Raw genomic sequence first — 19,849 nt, forward strand, 5'->3', positions numbered from 1 at the left:
CATTCTATTTTCCGATTTCTAAAGCTTTAAGAAGCATATTCTTGGTTGCATTTAACGCAGTTACATTTGCTTCATAAGACCGAGTAGCACTCATCAAATCTACCATTTCTTTTAAAGGATCCACATTTGGCATCTGTACATATCCCTCAGCATTAGCATCAGGATGGTTAGGATTGTAAACTACTTTAAATGGTTCATCATCTTTAATAATTTTAGTTGCCTCTACTCCACTACTCACGGAAGAGGAAGTATTACTTGCCTTTTGCAGAAATGATTGAAAGCTACCTTCTTTAGGTTCAAAAACAACCATTTTTCTTCTGTATGGCTCAACTTCACCGTTTTCATTCACAGAAGCTCTTGTAGTCTGCGCATTAGCGATATTAGATGAAACTACATCCATACGTAGTCTCTGAGCTGTAAGCGCACTCGCACTGGAGTTTAATGCACCAAAAATTGACATATTATCTGCCTCCTCTAATAACTGTTTGCAAGCTGCTAAATTTACCAGCCATTCTGTCTACTAACCCTTGGTAATAAATTTGGTTCTTTGCAAGCTCTGACATCTCTTTGTCTATATCAACATTATTTCCATTATGATTGTACATCGTATTAGTAGAACTGATCGTTCTAAATGAATGATTAGAAGATTCATCTGAAAATTGGATATGTCTTAGGTTAGTTCGTTTAGCATTTATCGAATTTGACATGGCATCATTTAGTACGTTTTTGAAAACAACCTCTTTTGCTTTGTAATTTGGTGTATCTACATTTGCAATGTTGTTTGAGATTGCTCGGTTTTTAGCAGTGGCATAATCAAGAGATTTCCCTAAAGTATTTATTGTCCCTTCAAATAAACCCACAAAATTCCCCCTTTTCCAAAAAATAATATATATTTTAACGGACAGTTTTTAAATAACACTTACGAATATTGTAAATTATTGCCGTTGTAATGTCTATGAATTTTCGACATATTACGACTTAGGGGATTAAAATAGTTAATAGTAACCATGACTATATACCTATTACTTCACATTGTTGCATTTCAAATTATTTATATACCTATTCTAATAGGTATATTTACTTTTTTAATAATGTGACCATAAATAAAAAAAAGGAATCAAAATGGTTGTTTAAAACCATTTTGATTCCTTTTATAGTAATGCATATGTGATGCCAAATTATCTTGACCGAAGTTTTTCAAGTTCAACCAAGAACTTGTTATTTAATACTTTGATGTAAGTTCCCTTCATACCTAGTGAACGTGATTCGATTACACCAGCACTTTCAAGTTTACGTAATGCATTTACAATTACAGAGCGTGTTATTCCAACACGGTCAGCAATTTTACTTGCAACCAGCAAGCCTTCATTACCGTTCAACTCTTCAAAAATATGATCTATTGCTTCAAGCTCACTGTATGATAATGAACTAATTGCCATTTGTACAACAGCCTTACTGCGAGCTTCAACCTCAATCTCTTCTGTTTTCTCATGCAGTATTTCCATACCTACGACAGTAGCACCATATTCAGCTAATAACAGGTCATCATCATTAAAACTATCTTCCAGTCTGCTTAATACTAATGTTCCAAGACGTTCTCCGCCACCAATAATCGGTACAATAGTTGTTAAACCTGTTTGGAACAATTCACGGTTCTCGACAGGGAACGCAGTGAATGAACTGTTTATATCTAAGTTTGGAGTAGTTTCATAAATTGAAAATAATCCTTGCGTGTATTCTTCTGGGAACTGTCTTTCTTCTAGCATAGATTTCATCCGGTCATTTTCAATTTCTTTGTTAATTGCAAAACCTAAAAGTTTTCCACGACGGCTTAAAATGAATACATTCCCTTTAATAACATCTCTAAGGGATGCAGACATATCATTGAAATCCACCGATTTTCCTGTTGCTTTTTGTAGCATTGCATTAATTTTTCTTGCGCGATTTAATAATTCCATAATAATTAAATCCTCCATTTCGTTGTTTTATTTTATAGTATAAATTGGCTTAAATCCTTATTTTTTACAATAGAGTTAAGTTTCTTATCGACATATTCGGAAGTTATTTCAATTTTATCCATTGTTATGTCAGGTGCCTCGAAAGATAAATCTTCCAGCAGCTTTTCTAAAATAGTGTGTAAGCGACGTGCACCAATATTATCCGTTTCCTGATTTACTTCATAAGCTATTTCTGCTAGTTTATCTACAGCATCGTCGGTAAATATTACATTTATACCTTCTGTTTTCAACATTGCCTGATATTGTTTAAGTAATGCATTAGAAGGCTCAAGTAAAATACGTTTAAAATCATTAATCGTTAATTTATCTAATTCAACCCGAATTGGAAACCTTCCTTGAAGTTCAGGGATTAAATCAGAAGGCTTTGCCATATGGAACGCTCCAGCAGCAATAAATAACATGTGATCTGTTTTAACAGGACCATGCTTAGTTACAACAGTGGAACCTTCCACAATCGGTAAAATATCACGTTGAACTCCTTCTCGGGAGACATTTGCAGAATTATCCTGTTTAGCAGCCACTTTATCAATCTCGTCAACGAAAATGATACCTGACTGCTCAGCACGATTAATAGCTTCTTGTGCAGCTTCCTCCATATCCACGAGCTTTTGAGCTTCTTGCTGTGTTAAAACTTTTCTCGCTTCTGATACAGGAAGTTTACGTTTTTTCTTCTTCTTTGGCATGAACTGTCCCATGGCATCTTGCATGTTCATGCCCATTTGTTCCATTCCCGAACCTTGTAACATATCAAACATAGACGGGGGAGTTTCTTCGATTTCCACTTGGACCATGTGGTCTTCTAATTCCCCCAGGGCTAATTTTTCAGCAGTTCGCTGCCGTTTACTTCTGATTTCCTGATTGTTTTCATTGTCTTTATCTTCATCGTCTTCAGAAGAATCCTGGCTTGAAAAAAGCATTTCAAAAGGATTTCTATTAACCGATTCCTTTTTAACCTGAGGTACTAATAATTGCACTAATTTTTTATTAGCCTCTTTCTCTGCTTTAACTTTAACTTCATCCATCTTTTCTTCTTTTACCATCCGAATAGACATTTCAACTAAATCTCGCACCATTGATTCCACATCTCGACCAACATATCCAACCTCGGTAAACTTTGTAGCCTCAATTTTAACAAATGGGGCTCCCACTAATTTAGCAAGCCTTCTTGCTATCTCCGTTTTCCCGACACCAGTTGGTCCAATCATTAAGATGTTCTTAGGTACAATTTCATCTTTAATAGAATCTTCTAGCTTCATCCGGCGATATCGGTTTCGTAAAGCTACAGCAACAGACTTTTTGGCTTGATGCTGACCAATTATATACAAATCAAGCTGTTCAACAATCTGCCTTGGAGTATAATCATTTCCCATAAGTTTGAATGGCCTCCTTATTACTCAAGTACCTCCAGTGTAATCTGGTCATTAGTAAAGACACATATTTCACCGGCAATAGTAAGTGCGGCATGTGCTATTTCTTTAGCAGTCATGGTTTCAGCATAGCGTACTAAAGAACGCCCGGCGCTTAAAGCATAATTCCCACCAGAACCAATAGCTAAGAGTCCATCATCAGGCTCTATTACCTCTCCGGTACCAGAAACAAGAAACATATTGTCTTTGTTCATCACAATAAGCATTGCTTCCAGTTTTCGTAATACTTTATCACTGCGCCACTCTTTAGCTAACTCGACTGATGCTCTAGCTAGGTTACCCTCATAGGAATCAAGCTTACTTTCAAATTTCTCAAAGAGTGTAAATGCATCAGCAACAGAACCTGCAAAACCTGCGAGCACCTGCCCATTGTATAACGTACGTACTTTACGTGCCTTATGTTTCATTACAACTGAGTTCCCTAAAGTAACCTGGCCATCTCCACTCATTGCACATTGTCCATTGTGTGCTACAGCGAAAATGGTTGTTGCATGCATCTCATTTGACACCTGCGTCACCTCATAATCATATAATTAATTATTGGCTCTCGGATGAGCCTTCATATACACTTTGCGCAGCTGGTCTTTTGTAACGTGTGTATATATTTGAGTTGAAGACAAACTTTCATGACCTAACAATTCTTGAACGGTTCTAAGGTCTGCGCCTTCATTAAGCATGTGTGTTGCAAAAGTATGTCGTAATTTGTGCGGATGCACATGGATTGTTAATGAGGCCTTCTCCACCATCTTGTTTAATATAAGTCGCATTCCTCTAGCTGTTAGCGGTGTTCCTTTAGCATTTAAGAAAACTGCATCCGTTGCCCCGTTTGATTTATTCAACAGGGTTTCTCTGCCTTCATTTATATACGTTTCCAAAGCAATTTCTGCAAACCGTCCAAATGGAACATAGCGTTCCTTTCTTCCTTTACCGTGAACGAGCATTGTACCTATTGTATAATCAATTTCCTGAAGTTTTAAACCTTCGCATTCACTGACACGTATTCCAGTAGCATAAAATGTTTCAAGCAATGCCTGATTTCGTTGTCCTAAAGGATCGTTCATGTCACTAACTTCAAATAATTTTTCAAGTTCTTCCTGATATATAAAACCAGGAATAGGTTTTGCTGCTTTTGGTAGTGAAACCTGTAAAAAAGGATTGTTCGTAATTATATCTTCTCGCTCCAAAAAACGATAAAAGCTGCGCAAACTAGATAACAACCTTGAGACAGTCCGTCTGCTTAACTTTTTTTCATACAGGCTTGTAAGGAATATCCGAACTACACGATGATCAACTTCCGTTAAGTCATGTACCGATTCTTGTTGTGAAAACCGAAGAAATGTTTCCAAATCATTCATATAATACTTCACCGTATAAGGGGATGCATTTTTTTCAATTTGTAAATATTCTACAAACGCTTGACGATGTTTATTAAAAAACTTCATTTTGCCACCCCGTTAATCAGCGAATAAATCATACCACATTACATAATGCAACGCAATGGATTTAACGCAATTGTAACAAAATTCAGAATTAGCTATTGTTTTGAACACTATACACTTCGAATTCTTTAAAGTCTTTATGTATATTTATTACATGAACATTTTGTGAATGTTATCTGGTAATAAATACAATCACGTTAATTTAAATTCTCCAGTATCACTGTCAAGTAAATAAGCTTTCCAATGGATAATTATATCTTTTAAAAAGTCAATAGTCAATCATGAACTATTCAAGTATTCGAAAAAATAAAAGAGAGCCAAAAGTTTATTAGCTTTTGGCGACTCGATAACAATAAGAGAATATCAATTTTATATATATAACTCCACTTTCACAGGCTGTAAAAACGTACATGCTCCCTATTTTAATGGAATAAGCCTGCAATCCATTGTAGTAGCTGAAACAAAATCTCTTAACTGCGAAGTAACTTTCGATACTTTTCGATTGCAGTCTTACAAGATGTCTTCAGAAATAAACTGCGATGTAACAGTGGCGTGATTTCCACGGAAGGCAGTCGCGCACCTTAGGGCGGCTGGTGAGCATCCTCGTCCTGTTGCACTCCGGGGTCTCACCTATGCCTTTCCTCCCGCAGGAATTAACTGCCATCCGCTCCAATCTCTTGATGAAATGTGGATGTCGAGAATTTATTAACTGCACACCTGATAGAACTTCTGTTTCAATATGCATTGTTTTAGTAAGAACAAAGACATAAACCACTCTACCAGTCCTGCATGGTTCCGGGCGGTGACTCCTGCGGGAACAGCACGAGTCTGAAGGCCCCACAAGAAAGCTTTTTAAGGGGAGGGCCAACTAAAACCGTTCTTTGCGGACAACGTTGGCATACCCCTTGTCGCGGCAAGCATCCGCCCGCAACGATCCTGGACGGCAGCTATGGAAACAAACAAAAAGTTATTTCGCAATTTACATCAACTACGCAATGTATCTGATAGCACGTTTTATGAACAGACATTAAACCGTATAAAAGAACTATAGTTTAATGTATTCATCAAAAATATCTATCTGCGAGAGCAGAGTTAAATAAGAGATAGAAAATGGTTAATTATTATGACTAGAATCAAAAAATCAGCTTAAGAACCCTAATTCATCAATTTTCTTTTTCGTTTCTGGTGTACCTAGGTCATAAATTTTCTGATAGATTATAACTAAATCCTTTTCATATTTATTTCTTTCATCATCAGCGCCCCATTCATCAAAAGGCTTTTTAAGAAAATCTGCTGCCTGCTGACCATTCTTCTTTTTTTCAATAAATAACAGCTCAAGATCCTTAATTTCCTCTGAGTTGGCGTAAATTTCATATTCAATCCCACTATCTGGCAGTGATATTTCACGTATCTCTTCATTATCAATTGTTACAAAATATTGTTCCTTGTTAGACATTTTTCATCCTCCTCATACAACTGTAATTACCCTATTTACCACTGTTAAAACTATTAGAAAACGACGAAGTTTTTCTTATACCTACAATTGCTTAAGCTTTTATCTTTTTCTTAAGAGTAAAAAAGAACTGTTCGCAAGTGAACAGTTCTAAGAAAATATATTAATTTTGTGTTTTCTCTTTGTAATCACAATTTGTACATTGAATTTGTGTTTCCTTCTTGGTTTTCTTTTCAACTAATAAGGATTCACATTTTGGACATGGTCTGGAAATTGGTTTGTCCCATGAAACAAAATCACATTCTGGAAACCTGTCACAACCATAAAAAGTACGTTTCTTTTTTGATTTTCTTTCAACGACATTTCCTTCTTCACATTTTGGGCAATCCATTCCAATTTCTTTTAAAATTGGTTTTGTATTTCGGCATTCTGGGAAGTTTGAACAAGCTAAGAATTTTCCGTATCTCCCCATTTTATATACCATTTCATGCCCGCATTTTTCGCAGTCAATTCCTGCTGGTTCATCCCTTATTTCAATTTTTTCCATTTCTTTCTCTGCAACTTCCAATCGCTTGTTGAAGTCAAGATAAAAACCATCGAGAATGGAAACCCAATCATTCTTTCCCTCTTCTATAGAATCAAGTTCACCCTCCATTTTTACAGTGAAATCAACATCTATAATCTCAGGGAAAAATTCCTGCAGCAAATCCATCACGATACTCCCTAACTCAGTAGGGATAAATCGTTTGTTATCAATGCTGACATAACCCCTGCGCTGGATTGTATCAAGCGTCGGTGCATAAGTAGAAGGTCTACCAATACCCTGCTCTTCCATCGCTCGTACAAGTCTGGCTTCCGTATATCTCGGAGGTGGCTGCGTAAAGTGCTGATTTGGTGCAATTTCATTTGCCGTAACTTCCATTCCTTCTTTTAAGTCTGGCAAATATTTGTTTTCTTCCTTCTTCTTATCATCAGTTCCTTCAATATATACAGACATGAAACCTTTAAATTTAATTTTAGATCCAGTTGCACGAAACTCGACTCCATTGTTTAATAAGTGAACAGTCATCGTATCCATAACCGCAGGGGCCATTTGACTTGCAACAAATCTTTCCCAAATTAACTTATAAAGTTTATATTGATCGTTTGATAATACGGCCTTTAACGATTTTGGATCAAGTGAAACAGATGTCGGACGTATTGCTTCGTGAGCATCTTGTGATCCTTCTTTTTGCTTTACAGGTTTTGATTCACCGACAAACTCTTTACCATGCTTTTCTTCAATAAAGGTTTTAACTTCTGCTTTTGCTGTTTCTGAAATACGAGTTGAATCTGTACGCATATAAGTTATTAGACCAGTTATGCCACCAGACTTCTTACCTAAATCAATACCTTCATACAACTGCTGTGCTACCATCATCGTCTTTCTAGCTCTAAAGTTAAGTTTTCGTGCAGCTTCCTGTTGGATGGAAGATGTGGTAAAAGGAACAGCAGGGTTTCTTTTTCGTTCTCGTTTATTAACTTTATCAACTGAGAACTTTTTACCCTTCATCTGCTTTAATATTTTAGTTACATCTTCTTCTGTTTTTAATTCTTCTTTTTTATTATTTATTCCATAAAAAGAACCTTCAAACGTTTCTTTGTTCTTCAAGAAATCTGCTTCGATGGACCAGTATTCTTCTGGTGTGAACCCATTAATTTCTTTTTCCCGATCCATTATCATCTTGACTGCTACAGACTGAACTCTACCCGCACTTAATCCCTTTTTTACTTTCTTCCATAGTAAAGGACTGATATTATAGCCGACCAATCGATCTAATATTCTACGGGCCTGTTGTGCATTTACTAAGTCTGTATTAATTGAACGGGGATGTTTAAACGATTCTTTAATTGCATCTTTTGTAATTTCATTAAAAACCACGCGGCATTCAGACGCTTCGTCAATATTAAGACTATGTGCAAGATGCCAGGCAATCGCTTCCCCTTCTCTATCGGGGTCGGCTGCAAGGTATACTTTCTTAGCCTTTTTTGCTGCAGTCTTAAGTGACTTTAGCACGTCACCTTTTCCGCGTATTGTTATATATTTTGGACGAAACGCATCTTCTGTATCAACACCCATTTGGCTTTTCGGCAAATCTCGAACATGCCCCATGGAGGCTTTAACTTTATATTTTTTCCCTAAATATCGTTCAATCGTCTTTGCTTTCGCAGGCGACTCAACGATTACTAGATAATCTGCCATTCATTCATCCTCCTAGAAATTGAGGTCCATAGTAATTTTTTTATAAATGTGAAAAAGTTTACCATCATCTTGTTTAGTCATGCGTAATAACCATCATCACGCGTACCATATTTTTTATAGTTGAAATCTTCACTAATAGTAAATATATACGCTCAGTTTGTCAAACATGCATTAGCATTTTTCGTTAGTAAGTCTCATTTATCCATATTTCTTTCGCTCTGTTCCAATCTTCTATAATGTCATCTGGCTGCATGACTAGCTTAGCACCATCCTGGATCATGCGATTGCAGCCTATTGACTCCCGGATAGCTGGAGAGTCAGGAACAGCATAAACTTCTCTACCTTGATCCAGTGCCTGGTCAACTGTAATAAGAGTCCCACTCTTTTCTTTTGCTTCAATAACCAATGTGCCAAATCCTAAACCACTTATAATCCGATTTCTTTCAGGAAAGAAAAATCGTTCTGGTGGCTGATTTGGTGGATACTCTGATAATACTAAGCCTTTTTTACTTAATTGGTCAAATAAAGTGATATTTTGTTTCGGATAAATATGATTAAATCCTCCACCCAAAACTGCTATCGTCTTACCATTATTACCTAAAGCAAATTGGTGGGCGTAACTATCTATCCCCATCGCCATTCCACTAACAATCACCCAATTCATTTCTATTAAAACTGGCAGAATCAGCTTCATTTTTTTGATGGCATTCTTTGACGGGAACCTTGTACCTATTACACTTAGAGCTGGCCGCTGCATAAGTAATGTAACATCACCAATCGTGTAGAGAACAAGTGGAGGATCTTTAATGGTTTTTAATACAGCTGGATAACCCTCATCAACTATTGTGAGAATAGTGTATGCCTCCAGGTCTTTCTTTATTTCATCTATTAATTTTAGTTTGTGGAGATCTTGATATAACAATGAAGCGTTTTTAAAGGGGAGTGAAAATTGATGAGAAATCTGCGTTGGGGACAACGTATAAATAGTTGATAAAGATGAATCTAACAATAAAATTCGGGAAATTGTTCGCCTTGTAATTCCTTTGCATCTGCAAAGGTGGATTATTCTGTTTCGTAATGAAAACAATCAATCACTTCCTTTTCCAGTTAATGTTTTGTGAAAAATAAGGAACTCAATATCGCTATTGAGTTCCTTTACCTGACTTAATGTGTTTTACATTTGTCATCCAAGTTATTTTCTTTTAGTACTTTAATCATTGTTTCTCCCATTACTGCAGGAGTTTCGGCTACTTGAATACCAGATTCATTCATAACACGAATTTTTTCTTCTGCTGTACCTTTACCGCCAGAGATAATTGCACCAGCATGTCCCATACGTTTTCCTGGAGGAGCAGTTGCGCCACCAATGAATCCAACGACAGGTTTCTTCATGTTAGCTTTCACCCATTCAGCAGCTTCTTCTTCCGCAGTACCACCGATTTCACCGATCATAATAACCGCTTCTGTATCAGAATCATCGTTAAATGCTTTTAATACATCGATAAAGTCAGTTCCGTTTACAGGATCTCCACCAATACCTACTGCTGTCGATTGACCATAACCAGCTTCTGATAATTGATGAACTGCTTCATAAGTTAACGTACCGGAACGTGATACAACTCCGATATGACCTTTTTTATGAATATAACCAGGCATGATACCAATTTTACATTCTTCAGGTGTAATTACACCAGGACAGTTTGGTCCAACCAAGCGTGTCTTCTTACCTTCCATATAACGTTTTACTTTTACCATATCAAGTACTGGAATATGCTCAGTTATACAAATTGCAAGATCAAGTTCAGCATCAACTGCTTCGATAATTGCATCTGCCGCAAACGCAGCTGGGACATAGATTACGGAAGCATTAGCACCTGTTTGATCCACAGCATCTTTAACCGTATTAAAAACAGGTACTCCTTCAACCTCAGAACCGCCTTTTTTCGGTGTAACACCACCAACGATTTTAGTACCGTATTCAAGCATTTGTTTCGTATGGAATCTAGCTGTACCACCAGTAATTCCTTGGACAATTACTTTTGTATCTTTATTTACATATACACTCATTTTCGTCCGTCCTTTCTACGCAATCTTCATACGTTTTATAAAAAAATGTCAAAAAGTTTCTGCATAAGCCTAACCTTTTATTTAGGTATTACTTTACCATGGAAACGATTTTTTCAGCGCCATCAGCCATGGAACCTGCAGAAGTAATATTTAAACCTGATTCATTCAATATTTTCTTGCCTAAATCAACGTTTGTACCTTCCAGACGTACAACTAACGGCATTTTAAGACCAACTTGTTTCGTTGCTTCTACTACACCTTCAGCAATTACGTCACATTTCATGATTCCGCCGAAAATATTAACAAATATCCCTTTTACATTGGGATCGGACAAAATGATTTTGAATGCTTCTGTTACTTTTTCAGCAGTCGCACCGCCCCCCACGTCAAGGAAGTTAGCGGGGTCGCCGCCATAATGCTTGATAATATCCATTGTAGACATAGCAAGCCCAGCACCATTTACCATGCAGCCAATGTTTCCGTCTAATGAAACATAGCTTAGGTCATATTTAGACGCTTCAATTTCTTTTGTGTCTTCTTCATCAAGATCACGATAATTCAGAATGTCCTTTTGACGGAACATTGCATTATCGTCAAAATTTAACTTAGCATCTAAAGCCAATACTTCGCCATCACCTGTTGTAACTAAAGGATTGATTTCTGCAATAGAACAATCTTTTTCAACAAATGCCTGGTAAAGACCCATCATAAACTTAACCGCTTTGCCGATTAGTTCATCCGGAATGTTAATGTTAAATGCTAGTCTCCGAGCTTGATAACCAGAAAGTCCTACTACTGGATCAATAACCTCTTTGAAGATTTTCTCAGGCGTTTCAGCAGCCACTTCTTCAATTTCTGTACCGCCTTCTTCTGATGCCATTAATACAACAGATGAAGTTGCACGATCAAGAACAAGACCTACATAATATTCCTTCTTGATATCACAGCCTTCTTCAATAAGTAAGCGTTTAACTTCCTTACCTTCAGGGCCTGTTTGATGCGTAACCAGAGTTTTACCTAAAATCTCATCCGCATATGTACGCACTTCGTCTAAGTTTTTAGCAATTTTCACTCCGCCGGCATTACCACGTCCACCAGCATGAATTTGTGCTTTTACAACTGTAACAGAAGTTCCTAATTTCTTAGCAGCTTCAACAGCTTCGTCAACTGTATATGCAACATGTCCAGTAGGAACATTTACACCATAGCTTCGCAAAATTTCTTTGCCTTGATACTCATGAATGTTCATCATTTATCCTCCCATCAAAATTCACTGCATTCCCATTGTATTAAAAAACAACAAATTTCACAAGGAATAACGAAATAAAGAAAAGCGGAGGTGACTGTTTAGAAGCGGACGCATAAGCAAGGGACCGAAGAACGCATGCTTTTCGCGTTCGAAGTGTCCATTGCTTATGACGGCAGCTTCTAGGAGCCGCAGCTAGACAGAAAGAAAAGCGAGGCGACTGGTCAGCGACGGACAAATAGATAGGACTGTGAAAGTACGTTGAACTTTACGTACATTCATCAGGACTATCTATTTGCTAGCCGCTAGGAGCAGCAGCTGGACAGAAAGAAAAGCGGAGGCGACTGTTTAGAAGCGGACGCATAAGCAAGGGACCGAAGAACGCATGCTTTTCGCGTTCGAAGTGTCCATTGCTTATGACGGCAGCTTCTAGGAGCAGCAGCTGGACAAGAAAGAAAAGCGAGGCGACTGTTTACAGGCGCAAAAAAAGATAGACCATGAAGTCGTTTTCCTAACTTCACAGAATCTATCTAAATACAACGGAAATTCACTGTAGAATAATGACATTATTTGTATTCACCCACTTTTTTATCCGCACGATAGACAAAAGCAAAGACCTCAGCAACTGCCAGATATAATTCTTCAGGTATCGATTCATTTATATTCAATTCTGCCAATAATTCTACAAGGGACGCATCTTCCTGAATAGGAACATTGTTTTGCTTCGCTTTTTCAATAATGTTCTCAGCAATAATTCCTTTTCCAGCAGCTGCAACAGTAGGTGCCTGGTCACTTTTTTGATCGTATCTAAGCGCTGCAGCTTTTTGTCGCTTTTCACTCATATTCGATAGTCCACTCCTTGCTGTGAATTAAATTCTTTCATAGATTCCAATTTTCCGGTGTTAGATTCCACTTTCTGTATAGGTTTTACATTAATGGTTGAAAGTTGATAATCTAATTCTTTCAGCCCCTCGGTTAGTATTGGCTTTAAAACCGAAGCATGGTTTTTTATTTCATTATTATCATTAAATACCGTAACCGCAACAGCACGCTTTTGAATATTCATATCAATCACAGTTTCTTTCAGATTACTTAAATCCAGATAGAAAACTACCCGGCAATAATCGGGATCAATTTTTCCAGACTCTGTTTTTCTGCTTTCAAACTCCAATTCTAAATCATTATTCAACCCGAGTTTATTTCCAGGTATCTGTAGATTTGCCTGAAGAAAATTTGTAGTTTCATTTACTGACTGAATTTGTGACCCTGTAATAAACTGAAGCAGCTGTTGTGCTCGTTCATTTATTACTCCATCACTTTGCTGCAAAAGTTGCATTACCATCGACTTAACTGTATTTGAATGCTGGTCTGGCAAGTCATTTGCCAGATTAAACTCATGAGCAAATCCAGTTGATTGGATAACATTTTTTAACTGAATGAGAAACTGTTCATGCGGCTTAGTTGCTAATAGCTGCCCATCCGCCTTGGTAATGTATACCAATTTTTCTATCTGAGCATACAACTGCTCATTCGTAAGCGTTTTAAGTGTAGTTTGCAGTTTAATAAGTGATTTTGGGTTGTTTTCTAGTGTTTTTAATTGAACTTGTTGTTTTTCAGTCAGTAAAGGCAATAATTCACTTTTAACTTGTGAATTAAGATTTGAAAATTCACTTGACGACAGTGAAACCTGGTGGATGTTGGCTTTATTGATTAAAGATGAAAACTGCTGAAGTAATAATTGTGCTTGTTTCACTACTTGACTTTTATTACTCATCATCTGATTTAACTCTGTTATTAAATCAGTTGAATTTAATTGAAACGGCAACGAAGCAGACTTTAACGATTGATTCGGTAGCGTTATATGCGCTGAAGATGTAGTCCCGAAATTATTTTTAGCAAAATTTTGCCATTCAGTTTTCCATGTATTGAAATCCAGGTCATTATCTATTATTCCAGAACCTTTTAATGCGTGGAAAAAATTATTTTTATTAGATTCTAATTCAGTTAATACATGTTTTATTACTGTGCCTTTATCCGATTGTACTGGCTCAGTTAATAACGCTAATCGGTCAATTAAATGCTGTTTCAATGGTGTTTGATTCAGGTCTTGTTTTAAATGCAGTAATAAATTATTCATTTGATCACTAAATCCGCTCGCCGACTTCGTATACAAAGCTTGGAAGACGGAATCCGTTAAAGGTAACTTATGAACTAACATATCCTTAATAACTGATTGTGCTTGTACTTTGTTAGGAGCGTTCTCGACCAATTGAAATGCTTTTACTAGGTGTTCTCTGTCAAACGGAACCTTATCCTTCATCAGATGCTGCATAAGCGCTATATTAGACTTCGCAGTCTTGATTCCCAGCCCTTGTAATAACATCTTCATATTGTCACGAGTGTTTTGTTGTAACGGATCACCTATAACCTTCAAATGGATTACATCTGAATTTTTTTGAACCTGAAAATGATAGTTTTCACCAATAGAAAGGGATACTTCCAATTGAGCAACCAACTTTTGAGTCCCTATTTGGATCTGAGCTTTATTATTAGGATAGATCTTTACAATTTTACCTTGAACAATTTGCCCAGTTTTTAAAGATGGTGATGAGGTAGTTGGTGTTATACCATCTAATCGTTTAGAAAGAACTTCTCTTATGCTCAATTAAAACACCTCTATTTCAATGGTTAATAATATTCCTTACTGGTGAAAACGACTTTCTGTGAAACGGTGTAATACCATATTGGTTAAGCGCATTCAAGTGATTCTTTGTGCCGTATCCCATATTTGATGCAAAGTCGTAGTTTGGAAAGTCTTTATGTACATTTTTCATCATGTTATCTCGGGTAACCTTCGCTAAGATACTTGCTGCTGCAATCGAGATGCTTTTTTGATCGCCTTTTATAATTGCTTCTGATGTACAAGGCAGACGATCTAATGTAACTGCATCAATTAAGATGTGATCGGGTGTTGGATCTAACTGGCTTATTGCATCATACATGGCAAGTTTGGTAGCTTCATAAATGTTGAGTTCATCTATTTTGTGATTACTGATAATAGAAATTCCAAAGCTTACTGCCTGTTCTTTAATGATATGAAAAAAATCATGTCGCTTACTTTCGTTAAGTTGTTTCGAATCATCTAATCCTATTAATTTAAAATCTCTGGGTAATATAACAGCAGCTGCAACTACTGGACCAGCTAGCGGTCCTCTTCCTGCTTCGTCTATTCCAGCTACAAATTTACAACCGTTAGAATAGCATTTTGTTTCATACATACTCATTTCAATAAATTGATTTTCAAGAGCTTGCTCTTTCCGTCTATGCTTTTCATATATTTCGCATAATTTCTGTACACCTTTTCGTGAATCCTCTTTCAATTGTATTAATTCAGTTTCCGTAAAGTTATCACCATTCATTAGTTGTTTAATTTCAGCAATCGATTTGTTTTTCATACTATACCTCCTCTATCGGTTTGTTTTATGTATTTTTATAGTAGTAACTCAACTTTCACACATAGAAAATCATGATGAACAAAAATAAACTGGAGTACTAGCAGCACTTGAAATACTCCATTTGACACGAATTACTAATATGCATAAGATGTGACTAATTACTGTGTGATAATTAATATAAACTGCGACGTAACTGGATTTAAATTTGGCTTTATTATCAAATAAAGATTCTGAAGCCGCCGTCCAGGATCGCTTCGGGCGGATGCTTTCCGCGGGCACGGCTTCAGTCTCCTCGAGAACCCCACTCTGTGGGGCCTTCAGACTCGTGCTGTTCCCGCAGGAGTCACCGCCCTCCACTCACTAGGACTGGTAGAGCTGTTTACGTAGTTGTTGTTTTTCTTCAACTAATGCATACTGAAATAGATGTGATATTAGGCGTGAGTTTATAAATCCTTGACATTCGACTCTACTCTTTTCTAAAGATTCCTCGGAGTGCGATGAAGGTCACTGAAAAAGTAGCAGATCTTTAAAATTTAATTTTTCCTTTAACTTAGCATCTTCGAATATACGAAAACTCCTGTGGGAACAGCGCGAGCTGAAGATCCCGCAGGAAAGCGCTCTTTGCTTATCCGAGGAAGCTGAAGTCGTGCCCACGAAAAGCGAAGTATATTCGAAGATGCGACCGCAGATCCAATTTATTTTGTACAACATGTACCTTTTCAGTGACCACATGCGACAGCACGATTAGGGCTCGTCAATCTTTGAAAATTGAGGTAGAAAAAAATAAAATGACATCCATCAAAAGATGAAATGCCATTATTTATCGGACAGTCTCTAATGTAATTTGTCCTAATTTGCCTGTTCGCAAGTCATGCAGAAACACTTCAGATACCTTTTCGTAGTTAACTGTTCCACCACTCTCCAAACAGCCTCGTTTTTTCCCTATAGCTTCGAAAATTTCCACTATATCCGTTAATTCGTTACTAATATTATATCGCTCTTCAAGTAAGGTAGGATAATGTTCTTCAAAATACTTGATTACGAATACGGTAATATCCTGTAAAGATAATAATTGATCCTTTATTGTACCTAAAGCCGCAAGCTTTAAGCCTACCATTTCATCTTCGAACTTCGGCCAAAGGATTCCCGGTGTATCAAGCAACTCAAAATCCTTCTTTACTTTAATCCATAGTTGTTGTTTTGTAATTCCTGGTCGATCACCAGTTTTTGCAGCTTTTTTATTTGCTAGACGATTAATTAACGTGGATTTACCAACGTTAGGGATCCCAACTATCATCGCTCTCATTGCACGAGGTTTTATGCCTTTTTTTATCAGTTTGTCCATTTTTTCTTTACCCAGTGCTTTTGCTTGGTGAATTACTTTCTGTATATCCACTTTGTCATTTACGTTAATTGCAATAGCTGTAATGTTCTTTTGTTGAAAATACGAAATCCATTTATCGGTTTCCTGCTTATCACTCAGATCTTTTTTCATTAATATTATCATCTTTGGTTTACTTTGCATTACTTGTTGAAGCATCGGGTTTTGTGAAGATAATGGTGCTCGTGCATCCACTAGCTCCATTACAAAATCAACGAGTTTTAGTTTTTCCTCTACCTGTCTGCGCGCTTTTGCCATATGACCCGGAAACCATTGAATTGCCATTTCTATCACTCCTTCATACTACTTAAGAATGTAAAACACTAAATCGGCTCAATGGCCAATAAATAAAACTTGTCTTCCCTACTATTGTATCTTGAGGTATTAATCCTAATACCCGGCTATCCGCTGAGTTATTTCTGTTGTCTCCTAAAACCAGCACGTAGCCTTCAGGAATAGTCTTATAATTTCCAGGTAGTTGTTCTAACTGAAAATCTTCTGTGAGTATTTGATTAGGCATTTTTTTATCCTTTATTTCTTTTAAAAAGGGTTCTTTCACTGATTTTCCATTAATATATAAAATATCATTTTTTACAGCTACATGTTCACCCGGTAAGCCAATTACCCGTTTAATAAAATCCTGTTCCTCATTTGCATGAAATACTACTATATCAAAACGTTCAGGGTCATCAACTGCATAGAGGAATTTATTTACAATCATTTGGTCATGGTTATGCAATGTCGGCTGCATCGAAGGACCATCTACAACAATTGGTGCAAAAAAGAACATACGAACAATAAAAGCCAATGCAAAAGCGATTATTAATGCTTTCGCCCAATCAAACCATTCATTTTTCAGTTTAGACATGCGACTTACCTCCGAAAGCTCTAATATGTACAGCAGTTTAAAGTAAAAAAGAGCTTGCATTCAATGCCAAGCTCCTTTACATAAACCTTTTTATTAACGGCGTTCTTTAATACGTGCTTTTTTACCACGTAGGTTACGTAGATAATAAAGTTTAGCACGACGAACAATACCGCGTCTTGAAACTTCAATTTTTTCAACTCTTGGTGAATGTACAGGGAATGTACGTTCCACACCTACGCCATAAGAAATCTTTCTTACTGTAAATGTTTCACTGATTCCACCGTTTTGGCGCTTAATTACAACACCTTCATAAACCTGAATACGCTCACGAGTTCCTTCTACTACTTTTGCGTGTACTTTGACAGTGTCACCAGGACGGAAGTCAGGATGATCTGTACGTAGTTGATCTTTCGTGATATCTGCAATTATTTTTTGCATGATGTTTCTCTCCTTCCAAACCAATGTTCATTATCCAACTATGGAACAGCGGAACATCGTTTATATAGCTCAAATTAGAAACTTAAGCACAACAATAAATATATCATACTGCAATAACTTGTTCAACTGTTTTTAAATAAAAAAATCAATGTTCAGCAGTTTTGTTTTTAATGTTTTCAAGAATCTTTCGTTCCTCTTTTGAAAGTGAACGTTCATCGATTAGTTCATCTCGTCGCTCATAGGTGCGTTTCAATGATTCTGTTTTTCTCCAGTTGTTAATTTTCGCATGATCACCTGATAATAAAACATCAGGTACTTTCATTCCGCGAAAGTCGGCAGGTCTCGTGTAATGAGGATGTTCCAGTAAACCGGTGGAAAAAGAGTCTTCTGACGCTGATTGCTTGTTTCCTAGTACATCAGGCAACAATCTAACAACACTATCAATAACCGCCATAGCTCCAAGTTCTCCTCCAGTGAGGACATAATCACCGATTGAAATTTCATCTGTCACTAAGTTCTCCCGGATACGTTCATCATACCCCTCGTAATGACCACAGATAAACACCAGGTTTTCTTCTTTTGCTAATTCTTCAGCTTTACTCTGTGTATATTGCTCCCCTTGAGGACACATAAGTATGACCCTTGTTTTGGCATTGTTATGCTGCATGATATCCTCTACTGCATCAAAAATGGGCTGGGGCGTTAATACCATTCCTGCTCCGCCACCGTATGGATAGTCGTCAACTTTTTTATGTTTGTTGTTCGAATAATCACGAAAGTTAATGAGATTATAGCTGAATTTACTTTTTTCCTGTGCTTTTTGCAGAATAGAAGCGTTGAAAACTCCTTCAATCATTTCTGGAAAGAGTGTTAGTATATCTATATGCATTAATCTAGCAGTCCTTCTAGTGGCTCTATAACAATTTTCTTTTCGTTAATATCTATTTCCTTAACAACATCGTCAATGTATGGGATGAGCAGGTCCTTACCCTTTTCCTGTTTAATTACCCATACGTCATTTGCACCAGGTGATAGTATCTCTTTGATGATACCTAGTTTTTCCTGCTTGTCATTGAATACATTACAGCCAATGATCTCGTGATAATAAAATTCGTTTTCCTCTAGATCAGTCAATTGATCTTCTGTAATTTTCAAATAAGACCCTTTGAAATGTTCCACTTCATTAATATTATTTAGCCCTTTAAATGTCAGGAGGTCAAATCCTTTGTGAATCCGATGACTGCTAATTTCAAGCTGAAGAGGCTGATCACTTTCTCGTTCTAGTAAGAGTGTTTCTCCAACCTCAAATCGTTCATCAAAATCACTAATGCGATGAACTTTAACTTCACCTTTTATCCCATGTGTATTAACAATTTTTCCAACGTTATACATTTTTCCACTCATCTTAACACCTACTTTTCGTCAATTCTGATGACAACATCATCTTTAATGATGATTGCCAATTCCCCCATTACATTGTCCCAATGCGATCCTACTTTAACTTCAACAAGAGCTTCAACTTCTCTTTCCGTAATCTCACTACCCAGTTCCAGTGTGTCTAATTGGTCAATTTTGAATTCAACCAGCTTCATTTTTTCTTTTCGATTTTTAATCTCCTGCTGGAAACGCTGATATACTTCTTGCTTAGACGTTCCTGATTTATTCTGGAGCTTTCTTTGTTCAAAAAGCAATTGTTGACACTCTTGTTCAAGTCGCATTTTATGGTTTGAGAAGTTCTGCCTTAAATTATCCTTACTTTTCTCTGTAATCACTTGTTTAACTAACACTTTTCTCATAATTTTCATCCGTGTATCA

The 19,849-nt window shown here is 36.9% G+C and carries 20 protein-coding genes; all 20 read right to left on the reverse strand.

Annotation, left to right across the window (positions count from 1 at the left end; genetic code table 11):
* Positions 1-4: 4 nt before the first annotated feature.
* Positions 5-460, reverse strand: coding sequence for a flagellar basal body rod protein FlgC (gene flgC, locus VBD025_RS12480; RefSeq protein WP_430785941.1), 456 nt, complete (start codon positions 458-460; stop codon positions 5-7).
* A gap of 1 nt (position 461) precedes the next feature.
* Positions 462-860: a flagellar basal body rod protein FlgB gene (gene flgB / locus VBD025_RS12485; RefSeq protein WP_430785943.1), complete on the reverse strand. Its 399-nt coding sequence runs from the start codon at positions 858-860 to the stop codon at positions 462-464.
* Positions 861-1,178: 318 nt separating this feature from the next.
* The gene (gene codY, locus VBD025_RS12490) at positions 1,179-1,958 is read right to left on the reverse strand and encodes a GTP-sensing pleiotropic transcriptional regulator CodY (RefSeq protein ID WP_430785945.1); all 780 of its coding nucleotides are present in this window, start codon (positions 1,956-1,958) and stop codon (positions 1,179-1,181) included.
* 32 nt (positions 1,959-1,990) lie between these two features.
* A complete protein-coding gene (gene hslU / locus VBD025_RS12495) occupies positions 1,991-3,388 on the reverse strand; it encodes an HslU--HslV peptidase ATPase subunit (RefSeq protein WP_430785947.1) in 1,398 nt (465 codons plus the stop codon).
* Positions 3,389-3,408: 20 nt separating this feature from the next.
* Positions 3,409-3,954, reverse strand: coding sequence for an ATP-dependent protease subunit HslV (hslV, locus tag VBD025_RS12500; protein ID WP_430785949.1), 546 nt, complete (start codon positions 3,952-3,954; stop codon positions 3,409-3,411).
* Between the two features lie 24 nt (positions 3,955-3,978).
* Positions 3,979-4,887 (reverse strand): tyrosine recombinase XerC, encoded by a 909-nt coding sequence (gene xerC, locus VBD025_RS12505; protein WP_430785951.1) that lies wholly within the window; start codon positions 4,885-4,887, stop codon positions 3,979-3,981.
* Positions 4,888-6,025: 1,138 nt separating this feature from the next.
* Positions 6,026-6,340: a hypothetical protein gene (locus VBD025_RS12510; RefSeq protein WP_430785953.1), complete on the reverse strand. Its 315-nt coding sequence runs from the start codon at positions 6,338-6,340 to the stop codon at positions 6,026-6,028.
* 160 nt (positions 6,341-6,500) lie between these two features.
* Positions 6,501-8,579, reverse strand: coding sequence for a type I DNA topoisomerase (topA, locus tag VBD025_RS12515; protein WP_430785955.1), 2,079 nt, complete (start codon positions 8,577-8,579; stop codon positions 6,501-6,503).
* A 184-nt stretch (positions 8,580-8,763) separates the two neighbouring features.
* Positions 8,764-9,501: a DNA-processing protein DprA gene (gene dprA / locus VBD025_RS12520; RefSeq protein ID WP_430785957.1), complete on the reverse strand. Its 738-nt coding sequence runs from the start codon at positions 9,499-9,501 to the stop codon at positions 8,764-8,766.
* Between the two features lie 242 nt (positions 9,502-9,743).
* Positions 9,744-10,646 carry a succinate--CoA ligase subunit alpha gene (gene sucD, locus VBD025_RS12525; RefSeq protein WP_430785959.1) on the reverse strand — a complete coding sequence of 301 codons (903 nt, stop codon included), beginning with the start codon at positions 10,644-10,646 and terminating at the stop codon, positions 9,744-9,746.
* 88 nt (positions 10,647-10,734) lie between these two features.
* On the reverse strand, positions 10,735-11,895 hold the full coding sequence (gene sucC, locus VBD025_RS12530; protein WP_430791398.1) for an ADP-forming succinate--CoA ligase subunit beta: 1,161 nt from the start codon (positions 11,893-11,895) through the stop codon (positions 10,735-10,737).
* Positions 11,896-12,458: 563 nt separating this feature from the next.
* Entirely contained in the window at positions 12,459-12,734 is a 276-nt protein-coding gene (locus tag VBD025_RS12535; RefSeq protein WP_430785961.1) for an EscU/YscU/HrcU family type III secretion system export apparatus switch protein, read from the reverse strand.
* Complete coding sequence (locus VBD025_RS12540) at positions 12,731-14,557, reverse strand: hypothetical protein (RefSeq protein WP_430785963.1); 1,827 nt, start codon at positions 14,555-14,557, stop codon at positions 12,731-12,733. The genes VBD025_RS12535 and VBD025_RS12540 overlap by 4 nt, the downstream gene beginning before the upstream one ends.
* 16 nt (positions 14,558-14,573) lie before the next feature.
* Complete coding sequence (locus VBD025_RS12545; RefSeq protein WP_430785965.1) at positions 14,574-15,347, reverse strand: ribonuclease HII; 774 nt, start codon at positions 15,345-15,347, stop codon at positions 14,574-14,576.
* Between the two features lie 820 nt (positions 15,348-16,167).
* Entirely contained in the window at positions 16,168-17,013 is an 846-nt protein-coding gene (gene ylqF, locus VBD025_RS12550) for a ribosome biogenesis GTPase YlqF (RefSeq protein ID WP_430785967.1), read from the reverse strand.
* A gap of 22 nt (positions 17,014-17,035) precedes the next feature.
* Complete coding sequence (lepB, locus tag VBD025_RS12555) at positions 17,036-17,596, reverse strand: signal peptidase I (RefSeq protein WP_430785969.1); 561 nt, start codon at positions 17,594-17,596, stop codon at positions 17,036-17,038.
* A 93-nt stretch (positions 17,597-17,689) separates the two neighbouring features.
* A complete protein-coding gene (gene rplS, locus VBD025_RS12560; protein ID WP_430785971.1) occupies positions 17,690-18,034 on the reverse strand; it encodes a 50S ribosomal protein L19 in 345 nt (114 codons plus the stop codon).
* A gap of 145 nt (positions 18,035-18,179) precedes the next feature.
* Positions 18,180-18,923, reverse strand: a complete 744-nt coding sequence (gene trmD / locus VBD025_RS12565) for a tRNA (guanosine(37)-N1)-methyltransferase TrmD (protein WP_430785973.1) — start codon at positions 18,921-18,923, stop codon at positions 18,180-18,182.
* A complete protein-coding gene (gene rimM / locus VBD025_RS12570; protein ID WP_430785975.1) occupies positions 18,923-19,438 on the reverse strand; it encodes a ribosome maturation factor RimM in 516 nt (171 codons plus the stop codon). The genes trmD and rimM overlap by 1 nt, the downstream gene beginning before the upstream one ends.
* A gap of 8 nt (positions 19,439-19,446) precedes the next feature.
* Positions 19,447-19,839, reverse strand: a complete 393-nt coding sequence (locus VBD025_RS12575; protein WP_430785977.1) for a YlqD family protein — start codon at positions 19,837-19,839, stop codon at positions 19,447-19,449.
* Positions 19,840-19,849: the final 10 nt, after the last annotated feature.

Source organism: Virgibacillus flavescens (genome assembly GCF_050574275.1).
Classification (GTDB): Bacteria; Bacillota; Bacilli; order Bacillales; family Amphibacillaceae; genus Virgibacillus_F; species Virgibacillus_F flavescens.

Bases quoted from the DNA above. Each gene is read 5' to 3' on its own strand.
- sucD (WP_430785959.1), bottom strand. From the start codon at position 10,646: ATGAGTGTATATGTAAATAAAGATACAAAAGTAATTGTCCAAGGAATT.
- VBD025_RS12510 (WP_430785953.1), bottom strand. From the start codon at position 6,340: ATGTCTAACAAGGAACAATATTTTGTAACAATTGATAATGAAGAGATA.
- VBD025_RS12545 (WP_430785965.1), bottom strand. From the start codon at position 15,347: ATGAAAAACAAATCGATTGCTGAAATTAAACAACTAATGAATGGTGAT.
- trmD (WP_430785973.1), bottom strand. From the start codon at position 18,923: ATGCATATAGATATACTAACACTCTTTCCAGAAATGATTGAAGGAGTT.
- codY (WP_430785945.1), bottom strand. From the start codon at position 1,958: ATGGAATTATTAAATCGCGCAAGAAAAATTAATGCAATGCTACAAAAA.
- rimM (WP_430785975.1), bottom strand. From the start codon at position 19,438: ATGAGTGGAAAAATGTATAACGTTGGAAAAATTGTTAATACACATGGG.
- ylqF (WP_430785967.1), bottom strand. From the start codon at position 17,013: ATGGCAATTCAATGGTTTCCGGGTCATATGGCAAAAGCGCGCAGACAG.
- flgC (WP_430785941.1), bottom strand. From the start codon at position 460: ATGTCAATTTTTGGTGCATTAAACTCCAGTGCGAGTGCGCTTACAGCT.
- rplS (WP_430785971.1), bottom strand. From the start codon at position 18,034: ATGCAAAAAATAATTGCAGATATCACGAAAGATCAACTACGTACAGAT.
- topA (WP_430785955.1), bottom strand. From the start codon at position 8,579: ATGGCAGATTATCTAGTAATCGTTGAGTCGCCTGCGAAAGCAAAGACG.
- sucC (WP_430791398.1), bottom strand. From the start codon at position 11,895: ATGAACATTCATGAGTATCAAGGCAAAGAAATTTTGCGAAGCTATGGT.
- hslU (WP_430785947.1), bottom strand. From the start codon at position 3,388: ATGGGAAATGATTATACTCCAAGGCAGATTGTTGAACAGCTTGATTTG.
- VBD025_RS12575 (WP_430785977.1), bottom strand. From the start codon at position 19,839: ATGAAAATTATGAGAAAAGTGTTAGTTAAACAAGTGATTACAGAGAAA.
- lepB (WP_430785969.1), bottom strand. From the start codon at position 17,596: ATGTCTAAACTGAAAAATGAATGGTTTGATTGGGCGAAAGCATTAATA.
- VBD025_RS12535 (WP_430785961.1), bottom strand. From the start codon at position 12,734: ATGAGTGAAAAGCGACAAAAAGCTGCAGCGCTTAGATACGATCAAAAA.
- xerC (WP_430785951.1), bottom strand. From the start codon at position 4,887: ATGAAGTTTTTTAATAAACATCGTCAAGCGTTTGTAGAATATTTACAA.